Here is a 23,292-nt window from a genome sequence, read left to right as displayed (position 1 = left end):
ATCACCTCGCATGGGACCTGACGGCCCGGCCGACGGTGACGACCGAGTGGACCGCGACGAGGGAGACGACCGCGCGGACGAGATCGTTCACCGGCGGATCGAACCCAAAGCCGGCGACGCCGACTACCGACTCCTGCGGTTGATCGCCGAGGTCGAGGGGATCGACGTGACGGAACTCCCGCCGATCTACGACCGGATCGATCACCTCGTGACCAGGATGTCCGAGAACCCGCCCTCACCCGAAGCGCAGGCGCAACTCTCCTTCTCGTACGCCGGCTACCCCATCACCATCGATCAGGACGGCAAGGTCTCGCTCATCAGGATCGCCGACGGCTTGCCGCCGGAGTGATCCCCAGTCCAGCGACCGACGAAAACCGTTAAGCCGCGCTTGCGGTATTATTCCGATATGCCCAAGATAAGCGTGGAGGTGCCCGCGGAACTGTTGCAGGATCTGGACGATCACGTCGGCGAGGACGGGAAGTTCGTCAACCGGAGCGAGGCGATCCGGGCGTCGATCCGGAAGACGCTCGATCTGCTGGACGAGATCGATCAGCGGCAGGGCCGACTCGACGATGAGTGAGCGAACAGCGCCGCTCGCGGTCCCGCAGGTCGCCCTGCTCGCGCTGTTCGTCACCGCGCTGGTGACCGCGCAGGTGACCGCCGCGAAGATCCTGGCGTTCTCGCTCCCCGTCTCCCTACCGGTCACGGGAGCGACGCTCTCCCTGCCGGGGGCGGCGCTAGCTTACGCCGTGACGTTCTTCGCCTCGGACTGTTACGCCGAGCTGTACGGCAAGCGGGCCGCGCAGGTGATGGTCAACGTCGCCTTCGCGATGAACTTCGTCCTGCTGGCGCTGGTCTGGAGTACGATCCTCGCGCCGGCCGCCCCGAACAGCATCGACCCGACCCAGTTCCGGCAGGTCCTGGGCGCGAGCACCAACATCGTGATCGCGAGTCTGGCGGCCTACGTCGTGAGCCAGAACTGGGACGTGATCGTCTTCCACCGGCTCCGGGAGGCCACCGACGGGGAGCGGCTGTGGCTCCGTAACATCGCCTCGACGGCCTCCAGCCAGTTGCTCGACACCGTGATCTTCGTGACGCTCGGCTTTCTGGTCGTCCCCGAACTGCTCGGCGTCGGCGTCGCACCGCCGTTCCCCGTGATCGCCAGTCTGATCGTCGGCCAGTACCTGTTGAAACTCCTGATCGCGCTTGTCGACACGCCGTTCGTCTACGCCGTCGTCGGGGTCGTCCGGTCCCGGGACACGCCGCTCGTTCCGACCGGAGGCGAGCCCCGCTGATCACTCGACTCGCTGTGCGAACCCGTACTTCGGCTTGATCTCGTCGATCCGCACCTCGACTTCCTCGCCCGCCTCGGCCCCGGAGACGAACAGGGTGTAGCCCTCCACCTTGGCGATGCCGTCGCCCTCGTGGCCCGTGTCGACGATCTCGACGGTCACCGTGTCACCCTCCGCGACGGGCGCGGTGAGTCGCCCCTTCGCGACGAGGAACAGTTCCGAGGAGGACTCCCGGGAGGCGTCGGGCCGGACCTCGCGGACGTACTCGAACTCGGGCTCGATGTCGGCTTTCAGGTCGTCGAGGTCCTGCCCGTCGAAGACCTTCGCCACGAAGTCGCCACCGGGTGCGAGCAGGTCGAGCGCGACCTCCAGCGCCTGCCGGACGAGGTGGACCGAGCGGGCGTGATCGAGCTCGTACTCGCCGGTCATGTTCGGGGCCATGTCCGAGCAGACCACGTCTGCTTCCCCGACGATTTCGCGCACCTCGTCTTTCGTGGCGTCCTCGGTCATGTCGCCACGGACCGTCTCGACGCCGTCGAGGGCGTCGATCCGCTGGCGGTCGACGCCGACGACGGTGCCGGCCTCGCCGACTTCCTGCTGGGCGACCTGGAGCCAGCCGCCGGGGGCGGCCCCGAGGTCCACCACGGTCGCGCCCTCGTGGAGCAGGTTCGCCGTCGCGTCGAGCTGTTTGAGCTTGTAGGCCGACCGGGAGCGATACCCCTCCTGTTTGGCCCGGTTGTAGTACTCGTCTTTGCGTGTCATCTGAGTGTCCGGTGTAGCCCGCCGAGCCGTTTACCCGTGTCGTTCCCGCTCGCTCAGAACTTCGAGAAGTTGCTGTCGGGGTAGACCTTCCCGTCCGCGAGGTCGACCACGTCCAGATCGGCGAGGCGAGCCAGTCGGTCCGCGGCCGCGTCCTCGGGTACGCCGAGGTCGGCCGCCCGCGCCAGGACTCGCTCGCGACCCGGCACCGACTCGATGAGGCCGTCGCCGTCGGTCTCGGTCTCCTCGGCGACGATAGCCTTCAGGATCGCGCCGTGGTGGCGGCGCTCGCGGACGGTCTCGCGCTCGTCCCACTGCACCGTCAGCGTCCCGTCCTCGTTGACGTGTTCGACGACGAACCCGTCGGGGAGGTGGTCGTTCAGCGCGGCAACCAGCGCGGCCCGGTCGAACCGCGGCCGGAGGGTATGGTGGGTCCCGTCGGCCGACGTGTGGGTCACTTCGACGTTGACCCCGGTCTCGTCGACCGCGTCGGCCACACCCGCCGCCAGCCGCTCGCTCACCGTGTCGAGTACGTCCCCTTTTCGCGACGGAACTTCGCCTCCTCGGCCGCCAGCTCCGCGTACGACTCCATCAGATCGTGTGGTGTCTGTTCACTCATACCACTCGCTTCGGTGGCCGGACACGAAACTTCCGGGGTGGGCTCGCGAGGACAGACGCGCGGTCTCGGTCGTCGTCCGACCAGCGAGCGAGCGCGCCGGCCCCGGCTAGACCGCTCGGGGCGGTCTGGACGCCCGTTCCCGGGCTGTCGGCCGCCGTGGTCGCGGTGGCACCTGGGTCCGCTGCCGCGTCGCCGCCCGGGAACGGAAAGACGGGACTTTTTAACAGATGCGGGCGTAGCCCGGGTCAAGATGTTCAACGCCATCGTGAGTGCAGACACGCTCCGGGCGACGCTCGACTCCGTGAGCGTCCTGGTGGACGAGTGCAAGATCCACCTCACGGACGAGGGCATCGAGATCCGGGCGGTCGACCCGGCCAACGTCGGGATGGTCGACCTGCGGCTCGACGCCACGGCCTTCGAGTCCTACGAGACCGACGGCGGGATCATCGGCGTCAACCTCTCGCGGCTGGAGGAGTTCGCCGGCATGGCCGACGCGGGCCAGCTGATCCAGCTGGAACTCGACGAGGAGACCCGGAAGCTTCACGTGCAGATCGACGGGCTGGAGGGGACGCTGGCGCTGATCGACCCCGATTCGATCCGGCAGGAACCCGACCTGCCCGACCTGGACCTGCCCGCGAGGGTCGTCCTCGAAGGCAAGGATATCGACCGCGCCGTGACGGCCGCCGACATGGTCTCCGATCACATCGCGCTCGGTGTCGAGACCGACGAGGAAGCGTTCTACGTCGACGCCGAGGGCGACACCGACGACGTTCACTTCGAACTCGGCCGGGACGACCTCATCGACCTCGTGGCTGGTGACGCCCACTCGCTGTTCTCGCTCGACTATCTGAAGGACATGAACAAGGCCATCCCGAAAGACGCCGAGATCGAGATGGAACTCGGCGAGGAGTTCCCCGTCAAGATGCACTTCGACATCGCGGAGGGCGACGGGACGGTCACGTATATGCTCGCGCCGCGTATCCAGAGCGACTGAGCCGGCCCGGCATCACGTCGATTTCTCTCTCCTCTCGCCCCGTCACACGCGTGTCTGACGCATCGTTTTGTAGGAGGAGCGACCATACGGACCTATGCCGAGCCTCTCGGAGGCCTACACCGACCGACGGGACCGCGGGAAGCGTGATCCACGCCGGATTGCGCTGGGTGCGGCCGTGTCGCTGTCGGGCGCGCTCGCGCTCGTCGCCGCCCTGCTCGTGGTGACGACGCCGCTCGGGGCCCTCCTCGGGGCCACCGACGCCATCGCCGCGAAACACTTCGGTGGCGTCCTCGCGGGGCTGGGCGGCCCGGCGGTCCTGCTCGGGGTCGTCGCCGTCCTGCCCTCGAAGCGCCGCCAGCAACTCGGGGTCGTCGCCGGGTCGCTCGTCTCGGTCGCCGGCGTCTATCTGTTCTCGCTCGCCTACCCCGACCGCTGGGTCTACGCCGCCGACCCCCTCGTCTTCGAGACGGCAGTCGTCTACTTCGTCGGCGCGTTCGTCGCGCTCTGGTATGTCTTCGTCGCCGTCGCGAACTTCCGACGGCGCAACGACCCCCACGGCACCGTCACTCTCGAGATCGAGAAGGGCGGCGAGACGCGCCGGATGGAGGTCACGCCCGCGGAACTCCAGGAGTACCGGTCGAAACTGGCAGATGGTGGTGAAGAAGACATCGTGACAGAGATTGAACACCGCCACGAGCGGTGACGCGGCGGCGACTCACTCCCCGGACCGTCGGGTTTATTCGGACCCGGCGGCAACCAAGGCGTCGATGAAGGCGCTCCACGCCCGCTACCCGTTTCTGTCGGCCGCCCGAGAGGCGGTCGAGGCCGCCGGCGTCGACTTGGCCGAACTCGTGGCCAGTGACTCGGCGGTGGTCGAGCGCGGCCTGGAGCGCGTCGAGTGGGCCGTCACCGAGGGCACCGTCGGCGAGCCACATCGCCGCACCCGCGTCGAGTTGCTCTCCTACCCCGTCGCCAGAGTCCTCGTGTCGCTGGTCGACGAACACATCCTCCTGCGCCGCTACGCTCGCGCGGAGGCGGCGACCGCCTACGACCGCTTCTCCGATGAACTGACCGCGACGGCGGAGTTCCAGAGTACCCGCACCGAACGGCTCGACCTGCAGGCCCTGCTCACCGAATTCGATCTGGCCGGCCACGTCCACGCGGTCGCGGGCGAAGACGAGGCGTATCGGGTGGACGTGGGGACCTACCTCGAACACACGGCGGGACAGTGGGGCGACGAGTGGCGACTGGTCAACCGACCGCTGTCCGACGGGCAGGTTCCGATCGACGAGGACGAACTCCTCCTGATCGTCCGCCAGGCCGTTCGCCGCCGTGTCGAGGACGGCCTCCCGCTCTCGGTGCCCGATGCCATCGCCGCGGAACTCGAGGACGAGGCGGAACGCGTCAGGGAGGTTCTAGCCGATCTGGACCTGACCCGGGACATCGACACGGTCGTTCCGGACCTGTTCCCGCCGTGTATGCGCCACCTGCTGGACAGGGTCCAGAAGGGCGACCACCTCGAACACCACTCCCGCTTCGCTATCGCCGCCTTCCTGACGAGCATCGGGATGACCACCGACGAGATCGTCGAGCTGTTCCAGGTCAACCCCGGCTTCGGCGAGGAGGCCACCCGTTACCAGGTCGATCACATCCGCGGGGAGACCAGTCCGACAGAGTACTCCGCGCCGGCGTGTGCGACGATGCAGTCCTACGGCGACTGCGTGAACAAAGACGACATCTGCGAGGACGTGATCAACGAGTCACACCCGCTGAACTACTACGAACACCGGCTCGAGGACGCCGACGAGGAGGAACTGGTGGACTGGAGAGAGGGGGGAGACGACGAGTAGTCCGGCTTACTCCCGGAAGGAGAGCCAGTAGCCGACGACGGTCATGACGGCGATGAACAGCACGACCGCGCCGAGGACGGCGAGGCCGCCGGTTCCCGAGAGGTTGCCGTTGGTCCCGAACGTCGTGCCGACGCCCATGACGGCCGCGATGAAGACGAGTACTGCCGCGAACGAGACGCCCGCTTCGACGACCGTCTCCCGCTCGATATCCATATGCGCGGCTTTCACCGGCCCGTGCAAAAGGGCTTCGATGCCGCCGGACGCGGTCGATTTCGTCCCGCTGTAGACGAGCCGGAACTACCGCTACAGACCGTCTCCCTTCTGAATTCTGGCCGGAACGGGCGTGTCACTTAGGTAGCTCGGGCACCAAGGTTCGGACGGACGCGTCGAAAACTAGCAGCGTCCTGATCGCCGATGTCACGAGCTTCCAAGACCGCGCTCGCGCCCGACCTCCGGGACTGCGACGAGCGCACCGTTCGCGCATGGACCGAGCCGATGGCCGTCACGCCGCTCGGCGGCGGCTGTTACCGCGTCGACACCGACGGCGACACCTACACCGTCGACGTGCCCGGCCACCGCTGTACCTGCCCCGACTACCACTACCGACACGCACACTGCAAACACCGCCGGCGGGTCGCCATCGAAATCACGCAAGAGCGCGTCCCCGCACCCGGCCAGCGCCGCGCCGACTGCGCTTACTGTGGCCACGAGTCGTTCGTCCCCGAGACCGCCACGGTTCCGCTGTGTAGCGACTGCCGGCTCGACGACGACGACGTGGCCGTCGACCGTGAGACCGCCGACACGCTCGTCGTCCGGCGGGTCCATCCCGACCGCGCCGACGAGTACGTCATCGAGGCCACCGGCAAGACCGTGGCCGCCCACGACACCAACGAGGACTACCCGGCCGACGATCCGGTGGTCGAGGCCGTCTATCTGGGCGATCGGTTACGCAACGACGACCCCCGCGTGTACGCGTTCCCCTACTCGCGACTCCGGCAGGTCGAGGACGCAGAACTCGTGGATTAGAGCATCTCCACGGCGTCGTCGACCGAGATATCACCGCGCTCGAACGCTTCGAGTATGTCGCGGACGGCCTCGTCGTCTTCGTCCGCTTCGTCCTCGGCGGCTTCGGCGGCCTCTTCGAGCGTGACCTTCTGGGTATCGCCGACGAACTCCGCGAAGTCGGTGCCGTCGGCGAGTGCGGTCGCTTTCTTCACGCGGTAGTTGCCGCCGTCGGTCGTGTAGAGGTCGCCGGGGTGGAAGAAGTACCAGTCCTCGTGGTCGAAGCGGACGCCGACGCGCGGTTTCGCGCCGAAGTTCTGGGCGAAATACAACAGGGCTTGGATCTCCTCGCCGTCGAGATAGATGGGGTCGCCGCTGGAGGATTTGGCCTCGATGGCGTAGAAGGCCTCGCCGTCGCCGGCGAGCACGTCCGGGAGTTCGCGCTCGGTGGCGCTCCCGCTGGCAGGGGCGCGCATCACCGCGAAGCCGGACTCGTCGAGCGCGTTGACGAGTTCCCGTTCCCGCCTGTCCCCTTTCCGGTTGGAAGACATGCCCTCGGCTTGGCCGGGCGGGGGCAAAAGGGACACGCAACCGGGCCGGAAGTGAACGGAAGCCACTTGGGGCGGCCACTCCGAACGGGGAGCGTGACAGGAGCGGATCGTCGGTGACGGGGACGCCGCTTGTCGTGTACGCGCTGGCGCTGTTGCCGGCCGTCCTCTGGGGACTCGGGCCGATCTTCGACAAGCGCGGCATGGACGCCGGTGGGACGGCGACCCAGGCCGCCATCGTCGTCGTCGTCGTCGACTCGGTGCTGTACTGGCTGGCGCTGTTGCTCACCTCCTGGCCCAACCCCTTCACCGGGCTGACGGTCGACCTGGTCGCCGTCTTCGCGGTCGCCGGTCTCTTCGGCACCGCGATGGGGCGAATCCTCGTGTTCGCCGGGGTCCACCGGGTCGGCGCGAGCATCAACAGCGCTGGCATCAGCACGCGGCCGCTCTTCGCGACCCTGCTGGCGCTCGGCTTCCTCGGCGAGCCGTTGGGCCCGCTCACGGGCGTCGGCATCGTCGTTCTCGTCACGGGACTCGTGGTCCTGACCTACTCAAAGGGCGGGGACGTGTCGGGGTGGCAACCCCGGGACCTGCTCTTCCCGGTCGGCGCGGCGGCCGTGTTCGCGGCGGGCAACGTCCTCCGGCGGTTCGGCTTCGGGGACACCGCGGCGACCCCCCTGCAGGCCGTCGCGATCAACGAGACCGCGGCGCTCGTGGCGCTCGCGGCCTACGCGCTCGTCACGCGGGGGACCGACCCCCTCGACACGCCCCGCGAGTCCTACACCTACTTCACCGGGAGCGGGCTCATCACGGCCGTCGCCCTGCTATCCTTCTTCACGGCGCTCTCGATGGAGGCCGGCCGGGTCGCCATCGTCGACTCGCTCGCCGCGACGGCACCCCTCTTTACCACCGTCTTCGCCGCCGTCCTCCTGCGGGACGTAGAGCGTGTGACCCGGGGCCTCGTCCTCGGTGCGGCACTCGTCGTCGTCGGGGCCGTCTGCATCACGCTGTAGTTTCACATTCGTTACTGAAATCGCCTTCACCAATCGCTTATCCCGGTGTAGGGTGTGTGTTTGGATACACTCGATACATGACCGAGAACACACACGTCGTCGCGATCTGTGGGAGTCAGGCCGACGACAGCGTGACGCGAGTCGCCGCCGAACGGACCCTCGACGCCGCGCGCAGTGCGGGCGCGACCACGGACCTGCTCGACCTCCGACAGTGGGACCTGCCGACCTTCGACCCCGACCGGCCCGACGCCGGCGAGGCGTCGGCGGTGCGCCGCCGGGTCCGCGAGGCCGACGCCGTCCTGCTGGCGACGCCGATGTACCACGGCTCGTACTCGTCGCCGCTGAAGACGGCGCTGGATTACTGCGGGTTCGACGAGTTCGCCGACACGACCGTCGGGTTGCTGGCCGTCTCGGGCGGCGGGTTCCCCTTGCCTGCACTCGAACACCTCCGGACAGTCTGCCGGGCGCTTGAGGCGTGGACACTCCCCACGCAGGTCGCAGTCCCGGACTCCCACTCGGCGGTGACCGACGACGGGGCGTTCGCCGACGACGGCGTCGCCGAGCGTGTCGACGCACTGGGGCAGGAACTCGTCGCCTACGCCAACGTCGCCACCTACCCGGACTGTCCGTCGACGCCCGCGCCGGCCGCCGGCGACTAGCTATCGAGGGACCTGATCGAGGCGTCCGCGCCGACCGTGGCGGTGATCGGCTCGTCGTCGGGCCCGGCGGTGACGGTGACTTCGAGTGGGTCCGACCCGGCGAGTGCGACGCGGTCGGCCTCCACGACGAACGGTAGGGTCCAGAGTCGTTTCTCGCGCACGTCGACGCCGCGGTCGTACAGCGCGCCGACGACGGCCGGGTGCGAGAGCAAGACGACGCCGCTGGGGACGTAGCTGTAGAAACTGCAGTGCTGGCAGTCGGTCGCGACGAGGGCGGGCTGATCGCTCGCGAAGTGTTTGTCGTACCGGTCGAGCGCCTGGAGGGTCGTGGCGTCGGCCACCAGTCTAGCGTCGGTCGGGCCGGCACAGACCGGGCAGACGCCGTCGGTCGCCGAGAGCCAGTAACGCCGTGTCCGGCGGTCGAACGCCCGGACGACGCCGGCGTCGTCGCGCGCCTCGAACCCGCCGGGGTCGAAGGGATAGCCCAGGACCGTCTCCCCGCAGTCCGGACACTCGATCCGGGCGATGAACTCCGCGTACGTGAACGCGAGCGACCCCGCACAGTCGGGACAGGTGCCGGACACGTCGATCTCGCTTCCGGCGAGATCGCGGTGGAAGACGCCGCTCTGGATCGCGTCGACGACCCGGTGGCCCGGGTAGAGCAGTTCGTAGCGGTCCTCGACGTGGGCGACGAACCGGCCGGTCAGCTGTGAGAGGTGGTAGTTGAACTGCCCGGCGTCGCGCACGCCGACGGCGCTCCGGAGGTCCGAGAAGGACAGTGAGTGACCCTCGGCCGCCCAGAGCGCCCGGAGAATCTCCAGACGGAGTTCGTGGGCCACCAGCGAGAGGGCGTCGGCGGCGTCGGCCCCGTCGTCGCCGTCGTCACGCGTGGGCATCGACTCGGGGATTGCGTGCCACGGCTATTAGTCCCACTCCTCGACCACGACGGCCTCGGAGCTACAGAGGATGCAGGAGCCGCCGTGGCGGATCGCCACGACCTGTCCGCCACAGTCGAGACAGTGGAGCAGGCGACGGTGATCTTTCGACATCTCGGCGCGAATCTCGTCGGTCTGCGGTGGGATCAGCGGCATGGTCGGTGCCGTCACCCGTGGTAGGGACTACACCATCAAGAATTGCCTGCCGACGCGGCGGCCCGGACGACTCACGCGCTGACACCGCGGGGACCGTTATGTGGCCGGCCCGTCTCTCCGCCGGTAGGATGGGGTCAGAATCGGGGTCGCCGCCCGACGACAGTCGCGACGCGCTCGAACGCTTCGAGCGTGAACTGCCGGAATCCCACGCCGTGCTGTGGACGGTCATCATCGTCGCGGCGGTGTTCGACGTGGTGACGACGCTCGCGGGCCTCTCGGTCGGGTTCGAGGAGGGCAACCGGGTCGCGCGTGCCTTCCTGGCGACGTACGGCGACGCCGGCATCGGCCTGCTGAAGTTCGCCGCGCTGGTCGTCCTCGTGGTGACCTGGCACTCCCTTCCGGACCGGCCGGCGGAACTCGTCCTGACCGGATTCGCCGTCGTCTCCGTGGTCACCGTCGCGCTCAACGCCCTGACCCTGCTCTCACTCTGAGTCCCGGACGGCGCGAAAGCGCAGTCGCCGGTAGTCCGCCGTCCACGTCTCGCCGTCGAACAGATCGGAGCGAAGCCGGTCCTCGACGGCCGCGACGACGGCCGCGCGCTCGTCGTCGGGCACGTCCGAAAAGAGGCTATCGCCGAACATCGAGAGCCAGTTGGCGAGGCCCCCGGCACCGTCGTCTAACTCCGTCGGCCGGTCGAACAGCTGCGCCAGCCGCACCTCGAAGCCGTGGGTCTCCAGTCGTGGGGCGTACTCGCCGATGCTCGGAAAGTACCACGGGTGGGCCGCGTCGTAGCCGCGGGCGTCGAGTTCGGCCAGCGTCGCGGTGACGATCCGGTCGACGTTGCCCGCGCCGCCCATCTCGACGACGAAGCGACCGCCCGGGCGGAGCGCGTCGGCCACGCCCGCCAGCACCCGGTTCTGGTCCACGTCGGAGACCCAGTGGAGCGCGGCGTTGGAGAAGACGGCGTCGAACGGTTCCCGCGCGCTGAACGACCGGGCGTCGGCCCGCTGGAAGGAAATCTCGGGGTGAGTCTCGCGGGCCGTCCGGACCATCTCGGCCGACCGGTCGATCCCGACGATTTCGCCGGACTCGCCCACCGCGTCCGCGATCTCCGCGGTCAGGTGGCCCGTCCCGCAGCCGAGATCGAGGACGCGCTCCCCCGGGGTCGGGTCGAGCAGGTCGACCACGCCCGCCCCGTACTCGGTGACGTACGTGTGGTCGTCGTCGTAGTCGTCCGGGTTCCAGTGGTTCCGGGAACCGTCGTCCTCGGCCATACGGATCGCTTCGCGTGGCGACCCGAAAAATCGACCGGCCGTCTAGGTCCCGTGTTGCCACGAGCCCATGTACTCCGCCTGGGCCTCGCTCAGGTCGTCGAAGGCCACGCCCTCGGCGTCGAGTTTGATCTCCGCGACTTCCCGGTCCAGGTCGTCGGGCACCTCGTGGACGCCGGCCTCGTACGCGTCCCCGGACTCGACGAGTTCGCGCACACAGACGGCCTGCACGCCGAAGCTCTGGTCCATGACCTCGACGGGATGGCCCAGCGCCACGGGCGTGGCGAGGTTGACGAGGCGGCCCTCCGCCAGGACGTTCAACTCGCGACCGTCCGGCATGACGTAGGCCTCGATGCCGTCGCGGGGTTCGGTGACTTCCGCGGCCATCTCCTCCAGTGCGACGAGGTCGATCTCCACGTCGAAGTGACCGGCGTTGGCGAGCAAGACGCCGTCCTGCATGACCTCGAAGTCCTCGGCGGTGATCACGTCGCGGTTGCCCGTCGTCGTGACGAACACCTCGCCCTCTTTGGCGGCCTCGTGCATTGGCATGACCTCGTAGCCCTCCATGTGGGCTTCGAGGGCGCGGCGGGCGTCGACTTCGGTGACGATGACGCGGGCGTTCTGCCCGGCGGCCTTCTTGGCGACGCCGCGGCCGCAGTCCCCGTAGCCGCCGACGACGACGGTCTTGCCGGCGTAGGAGAGGTTCGTCGTCATGGCGATGGAGGCCAGCACGGACTCGCCGGTGCCGTGGACGTTGTCGAACAGTCGCTTCATCGGCGTGTCGTTGACGGCGAAGACCGGGTATTCGAGCGCGCCGTCGTCGTCCATCGCGCGCAGGCGGTGGACGCCGGTCGTGGTCTCCTCACACCCGCCGACGATGGTGTCGATGAGTTCCGGGTAGTCCTCGTGGATGGCAGCGATGAGGTCCATCCCGTCGTCCACGGTGATCGTCGGCTCGTGTTCGATGACGGCCTCCATGGCGGCGTAGTAGGCGTCGTCGTCGACGCCGCGCTCGGCGTAGGAGGTGACGGTCTCGTGGGCGTCCAGCGCCGCGGACACGTCGTCGTGGGTGGAGAGGGGGTTACAGCCGGTGATGGCGACCTCGGCACCGCCCTCGGCCAGCAGTTCCGCGAGGACGGCCGTCTTGGCCTCGACGTGCATCGCCATCCCGATCACTTCGCCCGCGAAGGGCTGACTCTCGGTGAACTCCTCGCGGAGCGAGGCGAGAATCGGCATGTGTTCGCGCGCCCAGTCCATCTTCCGTCGCCCCTCCTCACGTGCGGTCTCGGGGTCGTCGAGCCGCTCGCTGATCGGCGCAGTCATTGCCTGATAGTTAGCTAGCACCCTCAAAACGCTGCCGAACCGGGGCGGCGAGGGCGCGGCTCACGGACTGTCACCGACGAAAACCATTACTCAGCGCGAGCCTAACACTCGGATATGCGAGATGTCGGCCGGGATCGGGCACAGTCGGAGGTGATCGGCAGCCTCCTGCTCGTCGCGGTCGGCGTCGTTCTGATCGGTATCGTCGCCGTCCTCGGCTTCTCGCTCGCCGAGGAGGCGAGCCGCGACCCCACGACGGCGTCGCTCTCGTCGTCGGCCTCCGCGGGGAACGTCACGCTCGTCCACACCGCCGGGGACGGCCTGTCGGCCGCCGAGACGGTCGCGGTCCTGCGCCACGGCGACGATACCCGGCGCGTCAGGTTGTCGTCGCTCGCTCCGGTCGCCGGCGGCGGCGACGACAGGATCACCGCGGGTGATCGGTACCGCCTTCCCCACGACGTGATCCGGGGCGAACTGACCGTGTCGGTCGTCCACGAGGCGAGCGGCGCGGTCCTGCACAGCCGGCAGTTCTGGATCGCGGACGGCATCGCCGGCGAACTGATCACCGCCGACGCCGACTCGCTCAGTGACTTCCAGGGGAACGTCAACGATCCGTCGGCGACGACGACGATCTCGGACGACGGGCGACGGATCGAGGTGACCGGCAACAAGTGGCAACTGGTCGGGAAGAACTACACGGTCACCGAGGACACGGTGTTGACCTTCGAGTTCAGGAGTACGACGGAGGGGGAGATCCACGGCATCGGGTTCGAGAACGCGGATACCGGGCAGGACAGCGGTCGGGTCGTCCGGCTCTCCGGCGTCCAGAACTGGGGCGTCAACGTCAGCGACTACGGCGGGTCCTACTACGAGACCGGCGACGGCTGGACCCGCTACGAAGTCCCCATCGGCGAGGTGTACGGGGACACGAACAACCTCGGCGACGCCGACTCACTGCTCGTCGTCAACGACTGTGACGGCAACGAGGGGATCAGTTGCGGGTCACACGATTCGCAGTACCGGAACGTTGCGGTCTCCGAGTCCGACTGAGTCGTCAGGACCCGCGACGAATCGGGGCGTCAAAAAAGAGTCGCCCTATCGACCGGGGCCCCCGGCGTTCGCGGGCGGACCGCCGCCACCGCCGCCGTTGCCGCCACCGCCGCCGTTACCGCCGGCGTTCGCGGGCGGGCCGCCGCCGTTGCCGTCACTGTTCTCGGTGTCTGCCTCGTCGTCACCGCCGGGGCCGCGGTCCTCGGGCGGGCCCTGTCGCCGGTCCTCGTTCGGGCCACGATCCTCGGGCGGACCGCGGTTCTCGGGCGGGCCGCGCTCGCTCGCGTTCGTCTCGTTGCCACCGGGGCCGGCGTGCGCGGGCGGTCCCGCGTGGTCGGGCGCGTTCCCGGGGTTGTTCTCCGTGACGAACGCCGCGACCAGCAGTCCGAACGGAGTGCTGGACCCGTTCGTGCTGTTCGTGCTGTTCATCTGGGCGCGCGTGTTCTCGACGAACGCGGACACGAGCTGTCCGAACGGCACGCGGGTCTCGTTGCCGTCGTCGGTCTCGTTGGTCTCGGTTTCGTTGCCGTCGGTTTCGTCGAGATCGGTCTCGTTACCGTCGTCGGTATCGTTGAGTTCGGTCTCGTTGCCGTCGTCGGTCTCGTTGGTCTCCGTGTCGTTCGTGGCTGTCTCGTTAGTGGTGGTGTCGTCCTGTGCGAGCGCGGCCCCGCTCGACACGGCGGTCGGTGAGCCGGCGGCCACGGCTGGCCCCAGCGCCACACCGGCGAGCAGGACCACGGACACGAGTGCGAACAGTGTGCTTCTCGATTGCATCTCACCTGTATCCAGGCGAGAGACCCGCATAAACCCGGATTCTCGTTCAGTGAATTCACTGCGATCCAAAACGACGCCAGCTGTCGGGAGAACGTTCAAAAACTGTCCTGGCCGTTTAATTCACACGTCGCGTCACGATTCCGCGCGGTCGATCAGGGCCGCTGCACGCTCGCGAGCGTCCGCGAGCACCTCGTCCTCGTCCAGCGTCTGCACCTCGCGGTCCCGCATGAGGACCTGGCCGTCACAGACGGTGTGGCGCACGTCCGACCCGCTCGCGGCGTAGGTGAGGTGGCTCACGAGGTCGTGGGCCGGCGTGAGATGGGGCTGGTCCAGGTCCAGCACCGCCAGATCCGCGTTCGCGCCCGCCTCGATCCGGCCCGAGGCCATGCCGAGCGCGTCCGCGCCGCCCTGCGTGGCCATCTCGACGACCGCGTCGGCGTCGACGGCGCTGGCGTCGTCTGCCGCCAGTTTGCCGAGCATGGCGGCGTCGCGCATCTCGTCGAACAGCGAGAGGTCGTTGTTCGAGGCCGCGCCGTCGGTGCCGAGGCCGACGGTCACGCCGCGGTCCCGCATGGCCTGGACCGGGGCCATTCCACTGGCGAGTTTCATGTTCGAGGCCGGGCAGTGGATCACCGCCGTCTCCCGCTCGGCCAGCAACTCGTGTTCGGTCCGGTCGGTATGGACGCCGTGGGCCAGGAAGGACGTGTCGGCCAGCATCCCGATGTCGTCGGCGTATTCGAGGGGTCGCTCGTCGTGGTCCGCGACCAGCGGGTCGACTTCGCCGTCGGTCTCGTTGGCGTGGAAGTGGATCGGAATCCCGGCGTCGCGGGCCTCTGGGACGTACTCCCGGAGGTACGCCTCGCCGACCGTCGTGAGGCTGTGGGGCATGAACGCCGTCGAGACGCGGCCGTCGGCCGCGCCGTCGTACCCCTCTGCGAAGTCGAGACCGTCCTGCATCTCCTGATGGGCGGCCGCGTCGTCGTTGCCGACGGTGATCGACCCGTAGCCCAGCAGCGCGCGCAGGCCCGATTTCTCGACGGCGGCGACGACCTCGGGCATGAAGAAGTACATGTCCGCGAAGGCGGTGGTGCCCGAGCGGATCATCTCCAGGCTGCCCAGCCGTGCGCCCGCTCGCACGTCCTCGGCGGTGAGTTCGGCTTCGACCGGCCAGATGTCCTCCTGGAGCCAGGCGTCCAGCGGTTTGTCGTCGGCGTAGCCCCGAAACAGCGTCATCGCGACGTGTGTGTGGGCGTTGATCAGTCCCGGGATTACGAGCCCGCCCTCGGCGTCGAGACGGTCGTCGGCGCTGGCACTGCCCTCGCCGTCGGGTTCGACCGCCAGAATATCGCCGCTGGGTTGGTCGACGAGGACGTCTGCCCGCTCGACCGTGTGGTCGGGGCGGAGGACGCGACCGTCCGCAACTTTCAGCGTCGTCATGCTCGGGCGTCCGCGGCCGGACGGCATAAAGACGGGGACTCCCACTCAATCGCCGCGGCCGTCCGCCGCGAGCGTCGCGCGCTCGGCGTCGGCGTCGACCTCGAAGTAGTCGGCCAGGTCGCGCAACTCGTCGGTCCGGTCGGCGACGCCCTCCACCGTGTCGGTCGCCGCTTCGAGGGTCTCCTGCTGGCGGTCGACGGCCTCGGTCGCGGCGTCGGTTTCCTCGCGGGTCCGGTGGCTGATGTCTGCGACCTCCTCGACGGTCGCGACGATCTCCTGGGTGCGGGCGGCCTGCTCGTCGGTGGTCGCGTCGATCTCCTGGATCCCCTGGTTGGCGTCGGCGACGAGTTCGGCCACGCGCTCCAGCGAATCGAGTCCCGCCGCGATGGTCTCCATGCCGTCCTCGACGCGGTCGCTGGTCTCGTGCATGCCCTGGACGGCCGAGTCCGTCCGGTCCTGAATCCGCTCGACACGCTCTGCGATCTCCGTGGTCGCCGCCTGGGTCTCCTCCGCGAGGTCTTTGACCTCGTTGGCGACGACGGCGAACCCGGACCCGGCCTCACCGGCCCGGGCGGCCTCGATGGAGGCGTTCAGCGCCAGTACGGAGGTCTGCTCGGCGATGTCCTCGATGATGCCGACGACCTCGTCGATCTCGGCCATCTCCTCGTCGAGTTCCTCCACGTCGTCGACGGCCTCGGTGGTCTGGGTGGTGATGCGGTCCATCTCGTCGACGGCCGCCTCGGCGGCTTCTCTGGCCTGGTCGCCCGCCTCCGCGGCGCGGTCGGACACGTCGGCCACCTCGTCGGCGGTGGCCGCGATCTCCTCGACGGTGGCCGAGAGCTGGCTCATCTCGTCGGAGGCCGACTGGAGTTTCCGGTCCTGCTCGCTCGCACCGTCGGCGATGTCCGTGATGTGTTCCCGGACTTCCGACCCGACCTCGCGGGCCGCGTCGGTCCCTGCGGTGGCCTCGTCGCTCGCGGCCGCCACGTCGTCGGTGAAGGCCCGCAGATCGAGGATCGTCGACTCGATTTCGTCCATCATCTCGTTGAACTCCGTGGCGATCCGGGCCAGCGCCTCGCTCTCGCCGTCGGCGTCGAGCCGACGGGTCAGGTCGCCGTCTGCACAGGCCGCCATCGTCTCGCCGAACTCCCCGGCTTTCCGTTCGAGGTGGTCGTTCAGCTCCTCGGCTTCTGCGCTCAACGCCTCCGCTTTCTCCCGCTCGCGCTGGGCGGTCGCCTCGGCCTGTTCGGCCTCCTCGATGCGTTCTTGGAGTTTGTCACGCATCGTCGCCAGCGCGTCGAAAACTTCCCCGACTTCGTCCTCCCGTGGCGTCGTCACCCGCGTGTCGAACTCCCCCTGGCCGATGGCCTTGGCCTTGCGCTCGACGCGTTGCATCTGGCCGATGAAGTCCGCGCCGACGTAGATGCTCGTGCCGGTCGCCAGCCCGATCAGGATCGCCCACTGCAACAGCAGTGGCAGCCACGGCAGGTCGAACACCACGATGAGACCGCCCGTAAGAAGAACCGAGAGGACCGCGACCGTCCCGAGAGCGAACGCGAATTTTCCCCAGAGCCGCTCCCGAATCGGATCGGGGAGCGAGAGAAAGAGTCTGTCCAGTGCGTTTGCCATGTTCTCCCGTGACTCGGGGCCGTATAAGTCGATTGCTCCGGCAGTATCGAGGCTGATAACGCTGTTCGGGTGGGTCGAGCGGTCGGGACGGCGTGCGAAAAGCAATTGCCCGCGGGTCCGGAAGAGTCGGTATGCGCATCGCCGTGCCCAACAAGGGGCGTTTACACGATCCGTCGGTCGATCTGCTCGAACGGGCCGGCCTCCACGTCGTCGACGGGGCCGACCGGAAACTCTACGCCGACACCGTCGACCCCGAGGTCACGATCCTCTACGCCCGGGCCGCCGATATCCCCGAGTACGTCAGCGACGGGGCCGCCGACGTGGGAATCACCGGCCTCGACCAGGTCAGAGAATCCGAGACGGCCGATCTGGTCGACCTGCTCGACCTGGAGTTCGGGGCCTGCCGGCTCGTACTGGCGGCACCCGAGGACGGCCCGGTCGAGTCCGTGGGCGATCTGGACGGCGGGACCGTCGCCACCGAGTTCCCCAACGTCACCCGTGCGTACCTCGACGAGCAGGGCGTCGACGCCGACATCGCGGAGGTCTCGGGTGCGACCGAACTCACGCCACACGTCGACATCGCCGACGCCATCGTCGACATCACGAGTACCGGCACGACCCTCCGGATGAACCGGCTCGAAGTGATCGACGACGTGCTGGAGAGTTCCGTCCGCCTGTTCGCCCGCGAGGACGTGGTGGACGACCCGAAGGTCGAGCAGGTGCGGACCGCCCTCTCGTCGGTCAAGACCGCCGAGGACAAACGCTACCTGATGATGAACGTCCCCGAGGAGCGGGTCGAGGCGGTGAAGGACGTGATTCCGGGCATGGGCGGCCCGACGGTGATGGACATCGCGGGCGAGGAGATGGTGGCGGTCCACGCGGTCGTCGACGAGCGGTCGGTGTTCGAGACGATCACCGACCTCAAGGCAGAAGGGGCGACGGACGTGCTGGTGACCGAGATCGAGCGGCTGGTCGAGTGACAGCTGGGACGTGTGGCTGGTTTTATGTGGAGATAGCCTGAAACGAAAGGCGATATGGACGAGGCGACCGAGGGTGCGGAAGTAGACGAGCGGGCCGAGGAGCGGACTTCGGGGGGCGACGGCGCGACCGAGACCGAACGGACGGACGGCGGGACCGCTGGCGGTGCGACACCGCAGGTCGGCAGTGAGCGGCCGACTCCGACGACGGCGGACGAGCGGAGCGAGGCCATCGCGGCTGTCGAGTTCCTCGCGCGTTCGGAGACGCGGGTCCGAATCCTGGACGCGCTGGTCGAATCGGGGCCGCTGACTCGTGACGACTTCCAGCGGCGGTTCGACGCGGCCCGGACGACGGTCCAGCGTAACCTCGACGCGCTGGTCGAGCAGGGGTGGGTTCGGGAACGAAATCGTGAGTACGACGCAACGCAGGCCGGCGAGTGGGTCGTCGAGGACTTCGGCCACCTGGTGCGGACCGTCGACACCGCGTCGGAACTCGCGCCGGTCTACGAACACGTCGACACCGGAGCGGTCGACCTGAACCTCCGGCACATGGACGTCTCGGTGACGACGCCGGACCCGGCCGACCCGCTGAAGATGATCCACGAGCAGGTCACACACATCGAGGGCGCGGAGTACCTCCGGATGCTGTTCCCGCTGACCTGCGCGCAGGCACTGGAGGCACTCCACCAGCAGGTCACCGAGGCCGGGGCGGACCTCGAACTGGTGGTGACCCCCGCCGTCGCGGAGAACCTCCGGAGCGAGGCGGACTACCGCGAACAGGTCGCGGACCTGCAGGCGGCCGAGACGGCCTCGCTGTGGGTCTACGAGGGGCAGTTCCCCTACTATCTCGGCCGGTACGCCGACACCGTCGAACTCGGCCTGGTCGACGACGGGCAACCCGCCGCGCTGGTGGCGACCGAGGACGAACGCGCTCGCCGATGGGCCGAACGCACCGTCGAGGAGTACCGCACCGAGGCGACGCCGTTCGAGCAGTGGTAACCGCGACGCGGTGACGCTGTCGCGGCGCGTGCACCCCCTGCACACTGTGCACGGGATATGCTGATGGGGCGGGCCGCCCCTCTGGGGCGTATGGGCCAGGATACTCAGGGGACCGAGCGGACGGCTACCCGGACCATGCAGGATGGGCGGCGTCGGACAGGACGACCCTCCAACGAATCCGACGACCTCTCGCGTCTGTTCGACGTACTGGCACATCCCCATCGTCGTGCGGCGTTCGCGGTCCTCCGGAATGGGGGATGGCTCTCGCTCGACGCCCTCGCACGGGCGGTCCTAGCCCGGCGTGACGTAACTGCGGCCGGTGACGACCGACCCCCGCTGGCGACGGTTCGTCTCCAGCTCCACCACACCCACCTGCCGAAGCTCGACGCTGCGGGCGTGATCACGTACGACGCCGAGGACAGGCGTGCCGTCTGTACCGTCGAGAACGACACGTTCGGTCGCTTGCTCGACGACGTGGCCTTCGAGGAGGCCTAGAGCAGGCCGAAGATATTGTTCAGTGCCACACCGAGGACTGCGGCGAACCCGAAGTGCAACAGGGCGAGCGGGAGCGCCGACGACCACTGCAGCCGGTAGACGTAGCTGATAGCGATGAGGTCGGCGACCAGAATCCCGAGGATTGCGATGCCGGCGGCGAGACTCGGTGAGAGGGGACCGAACCCGCGCAGGCCCCACTGCTGGAGCAACAGGGAGGCGGAAGCGGGTGCGGGGGCGACGTAGGCGGCGCGCTGGCTCGGTACGTCACCGATGAAGAAGGTCGCCGCCAGGTGAAGGGTGACGGCGTAGAAGGCGGCGACGAGCAGGAAGGTGACGACGATCGCCAGCGGCCCACCACCCGTCACGCCGGTCTGGAGTGGAAGCATACTCGCGCTTGGCGTGGCGCGGGTATGTAGCCTGTGCTATCCGTCGAGGAGGCCGAGTTCTTCGAGCCGGGAGACGATCCGGTCGACGGCTTCCTCGGCGTCCTCGGGCTGTTTGCCGCCCGTGATCACGAGCTTGCCCGAGCCAAAGAGGAGCGCGACTACGTCGGGGTCGTCCAGCCGGTAGACCAGCCCGGGGAACTGTTCGGGCTCGTACTCGATGTTCTCAAGTCCGAGGCCGATGGCGATGGCGTTGAGGTTGAGATTCCGGCCCAGATCCGCCGAGGTGACGATGTTCTGGACGACGATTTCGGGGTCCTCGTCGACCTGGATGTTCAGGTCACGCAGCTTGTCGAAGACGATCCGCAGGCTCTCGTGCACGTCGTCCGTGCTCTTCGCGCCCGTACAGACGATCTTTCCCGACCGGAAGATGAGTGCCGCCGACTTGGGCTCCTGGGTCCGGTAGACGAGGCCAGGGAACTGCTCGGGGTCGTAATCCGCCCCCTCCAGGTCCATTGCCACGCTCTGGAGGTCCAGCTCCTGCCCGATGCCGGTCGAGGCGACGACGTTCTCAATATTGATTGTTTCCTTGGGGTCAACCATGTCTCGACTTAAAACACGTATTTAAGGTTTATAAAGTTTGGTACCTGTCGATGATAGGTCGCTGTGCTTACCAGTCTCGGTGGCTTCGCCGCGGCCGGTCGGCGGACTGGGGCCGGGGCGTCCGACCGGAAGGCGTATAGGCCACAGGACGCCACCTGCGGGCGTGTACCTGCTGGAACTGGCCGGCGAGGACGACGCCTTCGCCCGGCGGGAGGCCGCGGCCGTCGCGACGGACGTGCAGCGGCTAGCCCCGGGGCTGGCGACAGCGCGTGGTATTGGCGCGCGCACACGCGGCCTCGCGTACACTCACCGCGCCAGCGAGTACGTTGGCCGGACCGATCCCGATGTGGCGAGTGCCCGGGCGTTGCTGGAGGCCGCCGTTATCGAGCGCTCGGGGACGGTCGCGGTCCGTGCTCGCGACGTGCGCGGTCTCTCCGCCGTCGACACGCAGGCGGCCGAGCGGGAACTCGGAGCCGTCCTCGTGGACCGTGGGTTCGCCGTCGACCTCGACGACCCGGACCACGAACTCCGGGCGGTATTTTCCACCGACGCGTGCGCCCTGGGGTGGCTCGCGTTCGAGAGCGTCAGGGACTTCGGCGACCGCCAGCCCACCGACCGCCCGTTCTTCCAGCCCGGGAGCATGGATCCGCTCCTGGCCCGTGCCCTGGCGAACATCGCGGGTGCGGGGCCGGAGACGACGATCCTGGACCCGATGTGTGGCACTGGCGGCGGGCTGATCGAGGCGGGGCTGGTCGGGGCCGACGTGCTCGGCGTGGACGCCCAGTCGAAGATGGTCCGCGGCGCGGCAGAGAACCTCGGGCACTGCCTCACGGCCGCACGGTCGCCCGAGGGCCTGCCCGAACCGGGGAGTTGGCACACACTCCGCGGGGATGCGACGGCGCTCCCGCTCCCCGACGACGCGGTCGACGGCGTGGTCTTCGACGCGCCATACGGCCGCCAGTCGAAGATCGCCAATCAGCCACTCGAAGACCTCGTGGCCGGTGCGCTCGCCGAGGCCTGCCGGGTCGCGCCACGGGCCGTCGTCGTCGGCGACCGGGCCTGGGACGACGCCGCACGCGAGGCCGGCTGGCGAGTGACAGATCGGTTCGAGCGCCGCGTCCATCGCTCGCTGACCCGGCACGTCCTCGTGCTGGCTCGCGCCGACGGTTGAACTGTGCAAGGGATTAACAAGGGCGGCTGTCGTTGCTCGAACCGAAGGGATGCCACTGACCGAACCGACGCCGGACACGGACCCGTACTACGAGTGTCTGGACTGCGATCAGCGTATTACCGAGGAGGTCGACGACCGGCTCTGTCCTGACTGCGGTGGGTATCTGGAGGATCTGACGGTGGCGCGCTGACGACTGCGGCAATCCAGCCGCAGTCGTCGGTGACAGTCGCGGCAATCCAGCCGCAGTCGTCGGTGACAGTCGCGGCAGAGTAGCCGTTGACGGCGGCGTGTTTCCCGGAGTCGTCGCCGGATAGCGGCCGGTCAGTCCGGTTCACTCGGCCAGTTTCGAGAGGAGATGGGAGACGTGGAGTCGCTCGTTGGTCCCTTCTTTCAGGTCCATGTCGATTTCGCCGGCCAGCTGGTGGAGTCGTGCCAGCCGGTCGGCCTCGTATCGCGACCGAGCGACGCGTAGCAGGTCTTTCATGACCTCCTCGCCGCTGTAGCCCTCGTCGACCAGCAGGTCGTCGAGCGTCGTCCGGGCGTCGGTGAACTCGCCGGCCTCGGCGTCGTCGAGCATCTCCTCGACGCGGTCGTCGGTGCCGACCTCGCCGAGCGCTTCGTAGGCCGTTTCCATGGTGATTTCGCCCTCGGTCTCGGCGGTGGTCTGGGCCGAGAGTAGCGCCGTCCGGAGGTCGCCGTCGGCGTAGCCGGCGACGTACTCCAGGCCGTCTTCGTCGTGCTCGACACCCTCGTCCTCGACGACCGACCGGAGGACATCGACGGTCTCGTCGTGGGTCGGTGCGCGCACGGGGACGGGGAAACACCGCGAGCGGATCGGCGGGATCAGCGCCGACGGCTGGCGGGTCGCGATGACGAACTGGGTGGTCTCGTAGTACTTCTCCATCACGCGGCGCAGGGCCTGCTGGAAGTCCTCGCGGATCGACTCGGCGTTGTCGAGCAGGATCGTCTTGTACTCACCCGAGACCGGTGAGTAGCTGGCCGACTCCTTGAGGACGTGGTTGATGAGGTCGGCCTTCGAGGACTCGCGGCGGCGCTCGGACGTGATGAACGAACTGAAGCGCGGGTCCTCGCTCAGTTCCTTCTTGGTCATCCCGAAGAAGTCGTCGACGTTGATCTCCACGAAGTCGTTATCGGGGTCGGCGTGGGTCTCGCGAGCCAGCGCGCGCACGGCGGCGGTCTTGCCGCTCCCGCGCGGGCCGTGGACGACGAGATTGAGGGGTTCGTCGACCGCTCGCCACAGCGACTCGCGGACCCCGGACTGTGGGAGATCGTCGATCTCCGGCGCGTGTTCCTCGGTCCACAGGGGGGTGTCCATTGGCATCGGCTACGGGGACG

General features: G+C 68.3%; 30 protein-coding genes. 16 read left to right on the top strand and 14 right to left on the bottom strand.

The genetic code is table 11. The features are described 5' to 3' along the window. Positions 1 to 10 precede the first annotated feature (10 nt). The 3 genes from MU521_RS04455 to MU521_RS04445 are packed head-to-tail and all read left to right on the top strand — an operon-like array spanning position 11 to position 1,295. A complete protein-coding gene (locus MU521_RS04455; RefSeq protein ID WP_092688201.1) occupies positions 11 to 349 on the top strand; it encodes a HalOD1 output domain-containing protein in 339 nt (112 codons plus the stop codon). Positions 350 to 406: 57 nt separating this feature from the next. Further along, a complete protein-coding gene (locus MU521_RS04450; RefSeq protein WP_092688204.1) occupies positions 407 to 580 on the top strand; it encodes a ribbon-helix-helix domain-containing protein in 174 nt (57 codons plus the stop codon). Beyond that, on the top strand, positions 573 to 1,295 hold the full coding sequence (locus MU521_RS04445; RefSeq protein ID WP_092688207.1) for a queuosine precursor transporter: 723 nt from the start codon (positions 573 to 575) through the stop codon (positions 1,293 to 1,295). The genes MU521_RS04450 and MU521_RS04445 overlap by 8 nt, the downstream gene beginning before the upstream one ends. Here MU521_RS04445 and MU521_RS04440 read toward each other — a convergent pair whose 3' ends face one another. Beyond that, positions 1,296 to 2,054: a 23S rRNA (uridine(2552)-2'-O)-methyltransferase gene (locus MU521_RS04440; RefSeq protein ID WP_092688211.1), complete on the bottom strand. Its 759-nt coding sequence runs from the start codon at positions 2,052 to 2,054 to the stop codon at positions 1,296 to 1,298. A gap of 53 nt (positions 2,055 to 2,107) precedes the next feature. Beyond that, the gene (locus MU521_RS04435) at positions 2,108 to 2,572 is read right to left on the bottom strand and encodes a hypothetical protein (protein ID WP_245681138.1); all 465 of its coding nucleotides are present in this window, start codon (positions 2,570 to 2,572) and stop codon (positions 2,108 to 2,110) included. 348 nt (positions 2,573 to 2,920) lie between these two features. On the opposite strand from MU521_RS04435, the gene MU521_RS04430 reads away from it, so the two are divergent. From MU521_RS04430 to priL, 3 genes are all read left to right on the top strand, one after another. Next, positions 2,921 to 3,664 (top strand): DNA polymerase sliding clamp, encoded by a 744-nt coding sequence (locus MU521_RS04430; RefSeq protein ID WP_092688214.1) that lies wholly within the window; start codon positions 2,921 to 2,923, stop codon positions 3,662 to 3,664. A 94-nt stretch (positions 3,665 to 3,758) separates the two neighbouring features. Further along, the gene (locus MU521_RS04425; protein ID WP_092688219.1) at positions 3,759 to 4,367 is read left to right on the top strand and encodes a cell division protein CdpA domain-containing protein; all 609 of its coding nucleotides are present in this window, start codon (positions 3,759 to 3,761) and stop codon (positions 4,365 to 4,367) included. 64 nt (positions 4,368 to 4,431) lie between these two features. After that, complete coding sequence (priL, locus tag MU521_RS04420; protein WP_092688222.1) at positions 4,432 to 5,514, top strand: DNA primase regulatory subunit PriL; 1,083 nt, start codon at positions 4,432 to 4,434, stop codon at positions 5,512 to 5,514. Positions 5,515 to 5,520: 6 nt separating this feature from the next. On the opposite strand, the gene MU521_RS04415 is transcribed toward priL, so the two are convergent. Then, positions 5,521 to 5,727, bottom strand: a complete 207-nt coding sequence (locus tag MU521_RS04415; RefSeq protein ID WP_245681139.1) for a DUF7472 family protein — start codon at positions 5,725 to 5,727, stop codon at positions 5,521 to 5,523. 201 nt (positions 5,728 to 5,928) lie between these two features. Between MU521_RS04415 and MU521_RS04410 the strand changes: the two genes are divergently transcribed. Next, the gene (locus MU521_RS04410) at positions 5,929 to 6,540 is read left to right on the top strand and encodes an SWIM zinc finger family protein (RefSeq protein ID WP_245681140.1); all 612 of its coding nucleotides are present in this window, start codon (positions 5,929 to 5,931) and stop codon (positions 6,538 to 6,540) included. Here the strand turns inward: MU521_RS04410 and hjc are convergent. After that, complete coding sequence (hjc, locus tag MU521_RS04405; protein WP_092688225.1) at positions 6,537 to 7,067, bottom strand: Holliday junction resolvase Hjc; 531 nt, start codon at positions 7,065 to 7,067, stop codon at positions 6,537 to 6,539. The two genes, MU521_RS04410 and hjc, sit on opposite strands and share 4 nt — an antisense overlap. Positions 7,068 to 7,180: 113 nt before the next feature. Between hjc and MU521_RS04400 the strand changes: the two genes are divergently transcribed. After that, the gene (locus MU521_RS04400; protein WP_092688228.1) at positions 7,181 to 8,077 is read left to right on the top strand and encodes an EamA family transporter; all 897 of its coding nucleotides are present in this window, start codon (positions 7,181 to 7,183) and stop codon (positions 8,075 to 8,077) included. Positions 8,078 to 8,154: 77 nt separating this feature from the next. After that, positions 8,155 to 8,736, top strand: coding sequence for an NADPH-dependent FMN reductase (locus tag MU521_RS04395; RefSeq protein ID WP_092688230.1), 582 nt, complete (start codon positions 8,155 to 8,157; stop codon positions 8,734 to 8,736). On the opposite strand, the gene MU521_RS04390 is transcribed toward MU521_RS04395, so the two are convergent. Together MU521_RS04390 and MU521_RS04385 are read right to left on the bottom strand one after the other, a co-directional pair. Further along, positions 8,733 to 9,632, bottom strand: coding sequence for a DUF7351 domain-containing protein (locus tag MU521_RS04390; protein ID WP_092688232.1), 900 nt, complete (start codon positions 9,630 to 9,632; stop codon positions 8,733 to 8,735). The two genes, MU521_RS04395 and MU521_RS04390, sit on opposite strands and share 4 nt — an antisense overlap. A 27-nt stretch (positions 9,633 to 9,659) precedes the next feature. Continuing rightward, positions 9,660 to 9,827 carry a hypothetical protein gene (locus MU521_RS04385; protein ID WP_217630102.1) on the bottom strand — a complete coding sequence of 56 codons (168 nt, stop codon included), beginning with the start codon at positions 9,825 to 9,827 and terminating at the stop codon, positions 9,660 to 9,662. A gap of 128 nt (positions 9,828 to 9,955) precedes the next feature. Here MU521_RS04385 and MU521_RS04380 point away from each other — a divergent pair, with 128 nt between their 5' ends. Beyond that, positions 9,956 to 10,318, top strand: coding sequence for a DUF5658 family protein (locus MU521_RS04380; protein ID WP_092688237.1), 363 nt, complete (start codon positions 9,956 to 9,958; stop codon positions 10,316 to 10,318). Here the strand turns inward: MU521_RS04380 and MU521_RS04375 are convergent. Both MU521_RS04375 and MU521_RS04370 read right to left on the bottom strand, forming a co-directional pair. After that, complete coding sequence (locus MU521_RS04375) at positions 10,310 to 11,101, bottom strand: class I SAM-dependent methyltransferase (protein ID WP_092688241.1); 792 nt, start codon at positions 11,099 to 11,101, stop codon at positions 10,310 to 10,312. The two genes, MU521_RS04380 and MU521_RS04375, sit on opposite strands and share 9 nt — an antisense overlap. 42 nt (positions 11,102 to 11,143) lie before the next feature. Beyond that, positions 11,144 to 12,421 carry an adenosylhomocysteinase gene (locus tag MU521_RS04370; protein ID WP_092688244.1) on the bottom strand — a complete coding sequence of 426 codons (1,278 nt, stop codon included), beginning with the start codon at positions 12,419 to 12,421 and terminating at the stop codon, positions 11,144 to 11,146. A gap of 114 nt (positions 12,422 to 12,535) precedes the next feature. Between MU521_RS04370 and MU521_RS04365 the strand changes: the two genes are divergently transcribed. Continuing rightward, positions 12,536 to 13,468, top strand: a complete 933-nt coding sequence (locus tag MU521_RS04365; RefSeq protein ID WP_092688247.1) for a type IV pilin domain-containing protein — start codon at positions 12,536 to 12,538, stop codon at positions 13,466 to 13,468. Positions 13,469 to 13,513: 45 nt separating this feature from the next. On the opposite strand, the gene MU521_RS04360 is transcribed toward MU521_RS04365, so the two are convergent. The 3 genes from MU521_RS04360 to MU521_RS04350 all read right to left on the bottom strand — a co-directional run bounded on the left by MU521_RS04360 (position 13,514) and on the right by MU521_RS04350 (position 17,308). Then, the gene (locus MU521_RS04360) at positions 13,514 to 14,242 is read right to left on the bottom strand and encodes a hypothetical protein (RefSeq protein WP_092688250.1); all 729 of its coding nucleotides are present in this window, start codon (positions 14,240 to 14,242) and stop codon (positions 13,514 to 13,516) included. 132 nt (positions 14,243 to 14,374) lie between these two features. Further along, entirely contained in the window at positions 14,375 to 15,679 is a 1,305-nt protein-coding gene (locus tag MU521_RS04355) for an amidohydrolase (RefSeq protein ID WP_092688253.1), read from the bottom strand. Between the two features lie 45 nt (positions 15,680 to 15,724). Continuing rightward, positions 15,725 to 17,308, bottom strand: coding sequence for a methyl-accepting chemotaxis protein (locus MU521_RS04350; RefSeq protein WP_092688256.1), 1,584 nt, complete (start codon positions 17,306 to 17,308; stop codon positions 15,725 to 15,727). A gap of 131 nt (positions 17,309 to 17,439) precedes the next feature. Here MU521_RS04350 and hisG point away from each other — a divergent pair, with 131 nt between their 5' ends. The 3 genes from hisG to MU521_RS04335 all read left to right on the top strand — a co-directional run bounded on the left by hisG (position 17,440) and on the right by MU521_RS04335 (position 19,779). Beyond that, positions 17,440 to 18,288 (top strand): ATP phosphoribosyltransferase, encoded by an 849-nt coding sequence (hisG, locus tag MU521_RS04345; protein WP_092688259.1) that lies wholly within the window; start codon positions 17,440 to 17,442, stop codon positions 18,286 to 18,288. A gap of 54 nt (positions 18,289 to 18,342) precedes the next feature. Further along, positions 18,343 to 19,284: a helix-turn-helix transcriptional regulator gene (locus tag MU521_RS04340; RefSeq protein WP_092688262.1), complete on the top strand. Its 942-nt coding sequence runs from the start codon at positions 18,343 to 18,345 to the stop codon at positions 19,282 to 19,284. Positions 19,285 to 19,374: 90 nt separating this feature from the next. Beyond that, positions 19,375 to 19,779: an ArsR/SmtB family transcription factor gene (locus MU521_RS04335; RefSeq protein WP_092688265.1), complete on the top strand. Its 405-nt coding sequence runs from the start codon at positions 19,375 to 19,377 to the stop codon at positions 19,777 to 19,779. Here the strand turns inward: MU521_RS04335 and MU521_RS04330 are convergent. Next, positions 19,776 to 20,165 carry a DUF7473 family protein gene (locus MU521_RS04330; protein WP_092688268.1) on the bottom strand — a complete coding sequence of 130 codons (390 nt, stop codon included), beginning with the start codon at positions 20,163 to 20,165 and terminating at the stop codon, positions 19,776 to 19,778. The genes MU521_RS04335 and MU521_RS04330 overlap by 4 nt on opposite strands. Before the next feature lie 36 nt (positions 20,166 to 20,201). Beyond that, a complete protein-coding gene (locus MU521_RS04325) occupies positions 20,202 to 20,765 on the bottom strand; it encodes a TATA-box-binding protein (protein WP_092658697.1) in 564 nt (187 codons plus the stop codon). 163 nt (positions 20,766 to 20,928) lie between these two features. Between MU521_RS04325 and MU521_RS04320 the strand changes: the two genes are divergently transcribed. Both MU521_RS04320 and MU521_RS04315 read left to right on the top strand, forming a co-directional pair. Continuing rightward, positions 20,929 to 21,936: a methyltransferase domain-containing protein gene (locus MU521_RS04320; protein ID WP_092688271.1), complete on the top strand. Its 1,008-nt coding sequence runs from the start codon at positions 20,929 to 20,931 to the stop codon at positions 21,934 to 21,936. Between the two features lie 49 nt (positions 21,937 to 21,985). Beyond that, positions 21,986 to 22,126 carry a rubrerythrin-like domain-containing protein gene (locus MU521_RS04315; protein ID WP_139171052.1) on the top strand — a complete coding sequence of 47 codons (141 nt, stop codon included), beginning with the start codon at positions 21,986 to 21,988 and terminating at the stop codon, positions 22,124 to 22,126. A gap of 141 nt (positions 22,127 to 22,267) precedes the next feature. Here MU521_RS04315 and MU521_RS04310 read toward each other — a convergent pair whose 3' ends face one another. Then, positions 22,268 to 23,272 carry an AAA family ATPase gene (locus MU521_RS04310; protein WP_092688274.1) on the bottom strand — a complete coding sequence of 335 codons (1,005 nt, stop codon included), beginning with the start codon at positions 23,270 to 23,272 and terminating at the stop codon, positions 22,268 to 22,270. Positions 23,273 to 23,292: the final 20 nt, after the last annotated feature.

Origin of the sequence: Halorientalis regularis, from assembly GCF_023698535.1 — an archaeon.
Taxonomy (GTDB): Archaea; Halobacteriota; Halobacteria; order Halobacteriales; family Haloarculaceae; genus Halorientalis; species Halorientalis regularis.
This window is presented reverse-complemented; position numbering and strand designations above follow the sequence as displayed.

Bases quoted from the DNA above. Each gene is read 5' to 3' on its own strand.
- hisG (WP_092688259.1), top strand. From the start codon at position 17,440: ATGCGCATCGCCGTGCCCAACAAGGGGCGTTTACACGATCCGTCGGTC.
- MU521_RS04360 (WP_092688250.1), bottom strand. From the start codon at position 14,242: ATGCAATCGAGAAGCACACTGTTCGCACTCGTGTCCGTGGTCCTGCTC.
- priL (WP_092688222.1), top strand. From the start codon at position 4,432: ATGAAGGCGCTCCACGCCCGCTACCCGTTTCTGTCGGCCGCCCGAGAG.
- MU521_RS04395 (WP_092688230.1), top strand. From the start codon at position 8,155: ATGACCGAGAACACACACGTCGTCGCGATCTGTGGGAGTCAGGCCGAC.
- MU521_RS04430 (WP_092688214.1), top strand. From the start codon at position 2,921: ATGTTCAACGCCATCGTGAGTGCAGACACGCTCCGGGCGACGCTCGAC.
- MU521_RS04455 (WP_092688201.1), top strand. From the start codon at position 11: ATGGGACCTGACGGCCCGGCCGACGGTGACGACCGAGTGGACCGCGAC.
- MU521_RS04325 (WP_092658697.1), bottom strand. From the start codon at position 20,765: ATGGTTGACCCCAAGGAAACAATCAATATTGAGAACGTCGTCGCCTCG.
- hjc (WP_092688225.1), bottom strand. From the start codon at position 7,067: ATGTCTTCCAACCGGAAAGGGGACAGGCGGGAACGGGAACTCGTCAAC.
- MU521_RS04310 (WP_092688274.1), bottom strand. From the start codon at position 23,272: ATGGACACCCCCCTGTGGACCGAGGAACACGCGCCGGAGATCGACGAT.
- MU521_RS04335 (WP_092688265.1), top strand. From the start codon at position 19,375: ATGGGCCAGGATACTCAGGGGACCGAGCGGACGGCTACCCGGACCATG.
- MU521_RS04450 (WP_092688204.1), top strand. From the start codon at position 407: ATGCCCAAGATAAGCGTGGAGGTGCCCGCGGAACTGTTGCAGGATCTG.
- MU521_RS04315 (WP_139171052.1), top strand. From the start codon at position 21,986: ATGCCACTGACCGAACCGACGCCGGACACGGACCCGTACTACGAGTGT.
- MU521_RS04355 (WP_092688253.1), bottom strand. From the start codon at position 15,679: ATGACGACGCTGAAAGTTGCGGACGGTCGCGTCCTCCGCCCCGACCAC.
- MU521_RS04370 (WP_092688244.1), bottom strand. From the start codon at position 12,421: ATGACTGCGCCGATCAGCGAGCGGCTCGACGACCCCGAGACCGCACGT.
- MU521_RS04425 (WP_092688219.1), top strand. From the start codon at position 3,759: ATGCCGAGCCTCTCGGAGGCCTACACCGACCGACGGGACCGCGGGAAG.
- MU521_RS04445 (WP_092688207.1), top strand. From the start codon at position 573: ATGAGTGAGCGAACAGCGCCGCTCGCGGTCCCGCAGGTCGCCCTGCTC.
- MU521_RS04350 (WP_092688256.1), bottom strand. From the start codon at position 17,308: ATGGCAAACGCACTGGACAGACTCTTTCTCTCGCTCCCCGATCCGATT.
- MU521_RS04410 (WP_245681140.1), top strand. From the start codon at position 5,929: ATGTCACGAGCTTCCAAGACCGCGCTCGCGCCCGACCTCCGGGACTGC.
- MU521_RS04440 (WP_092688211.1), bottom strand. From the start codon at position 2,054: ATGACACGCAAAGACGAGTACTACAACCGGGCCAAACAGGAGGGGTAT.
- MU521_RS04415 (WP_245681139.1), bottom strand. From the start codon at position 5,727: ATGGATATCGAGCGGGAGACGGTCGTCGAAGCGGGCGTCTCGTTCGCG.
- MU521_RS04340 (WP_092688262.1), top strand. From the start codon at position 18,343: ATGGACGAGGCGACCGAGGGTGCGGAAGTAGACGAGCGGGCCGAGGAG.
- MU521_RS04380 (WP_092688237.1), top strand. From the start codon at position 9,956: ATGGGGTCAGAATCGGGGTCGCCGCCCGACGACAGTCGCGACGCGCTC.
- MU521_RS04375 (WP_092688241.1), bottom strand. From the start codon at position 11,101: ATGGCCGAGGACGACGGTTCCCGGAACCACTGGAACCCGGACGACTAC.
- MU521_RS04330 (WP_092688268.1), bottom strand. From the start codon at position 20,165: ATGCTTCCACTCCAGACCGGCGTGACGGGTGGTGGGCCGCTGGCGATC.
- MU521_RS04385 (WP_217630102.1), bottom strand. From the start codon at position 9,827: ATGCCGCTGATCCCACCGCAGACCGACGAGATTCGCGCCGAGATGTCG.
- MU521_RS04365 (WP_092688247.1), top strand. From the start codon at position 12,536: ATGCGAGATGTCGGCCGGGATCGGGCACAGTCGGAGGTGATCGGCAGC.
- MU521_RS04390 (WP_092688232.1), bottom strand. From the start codon at position 9,632: ATGCCCACGCGTGACGACGGCGACGACGGGGCCGACGCCGCCGACGCC.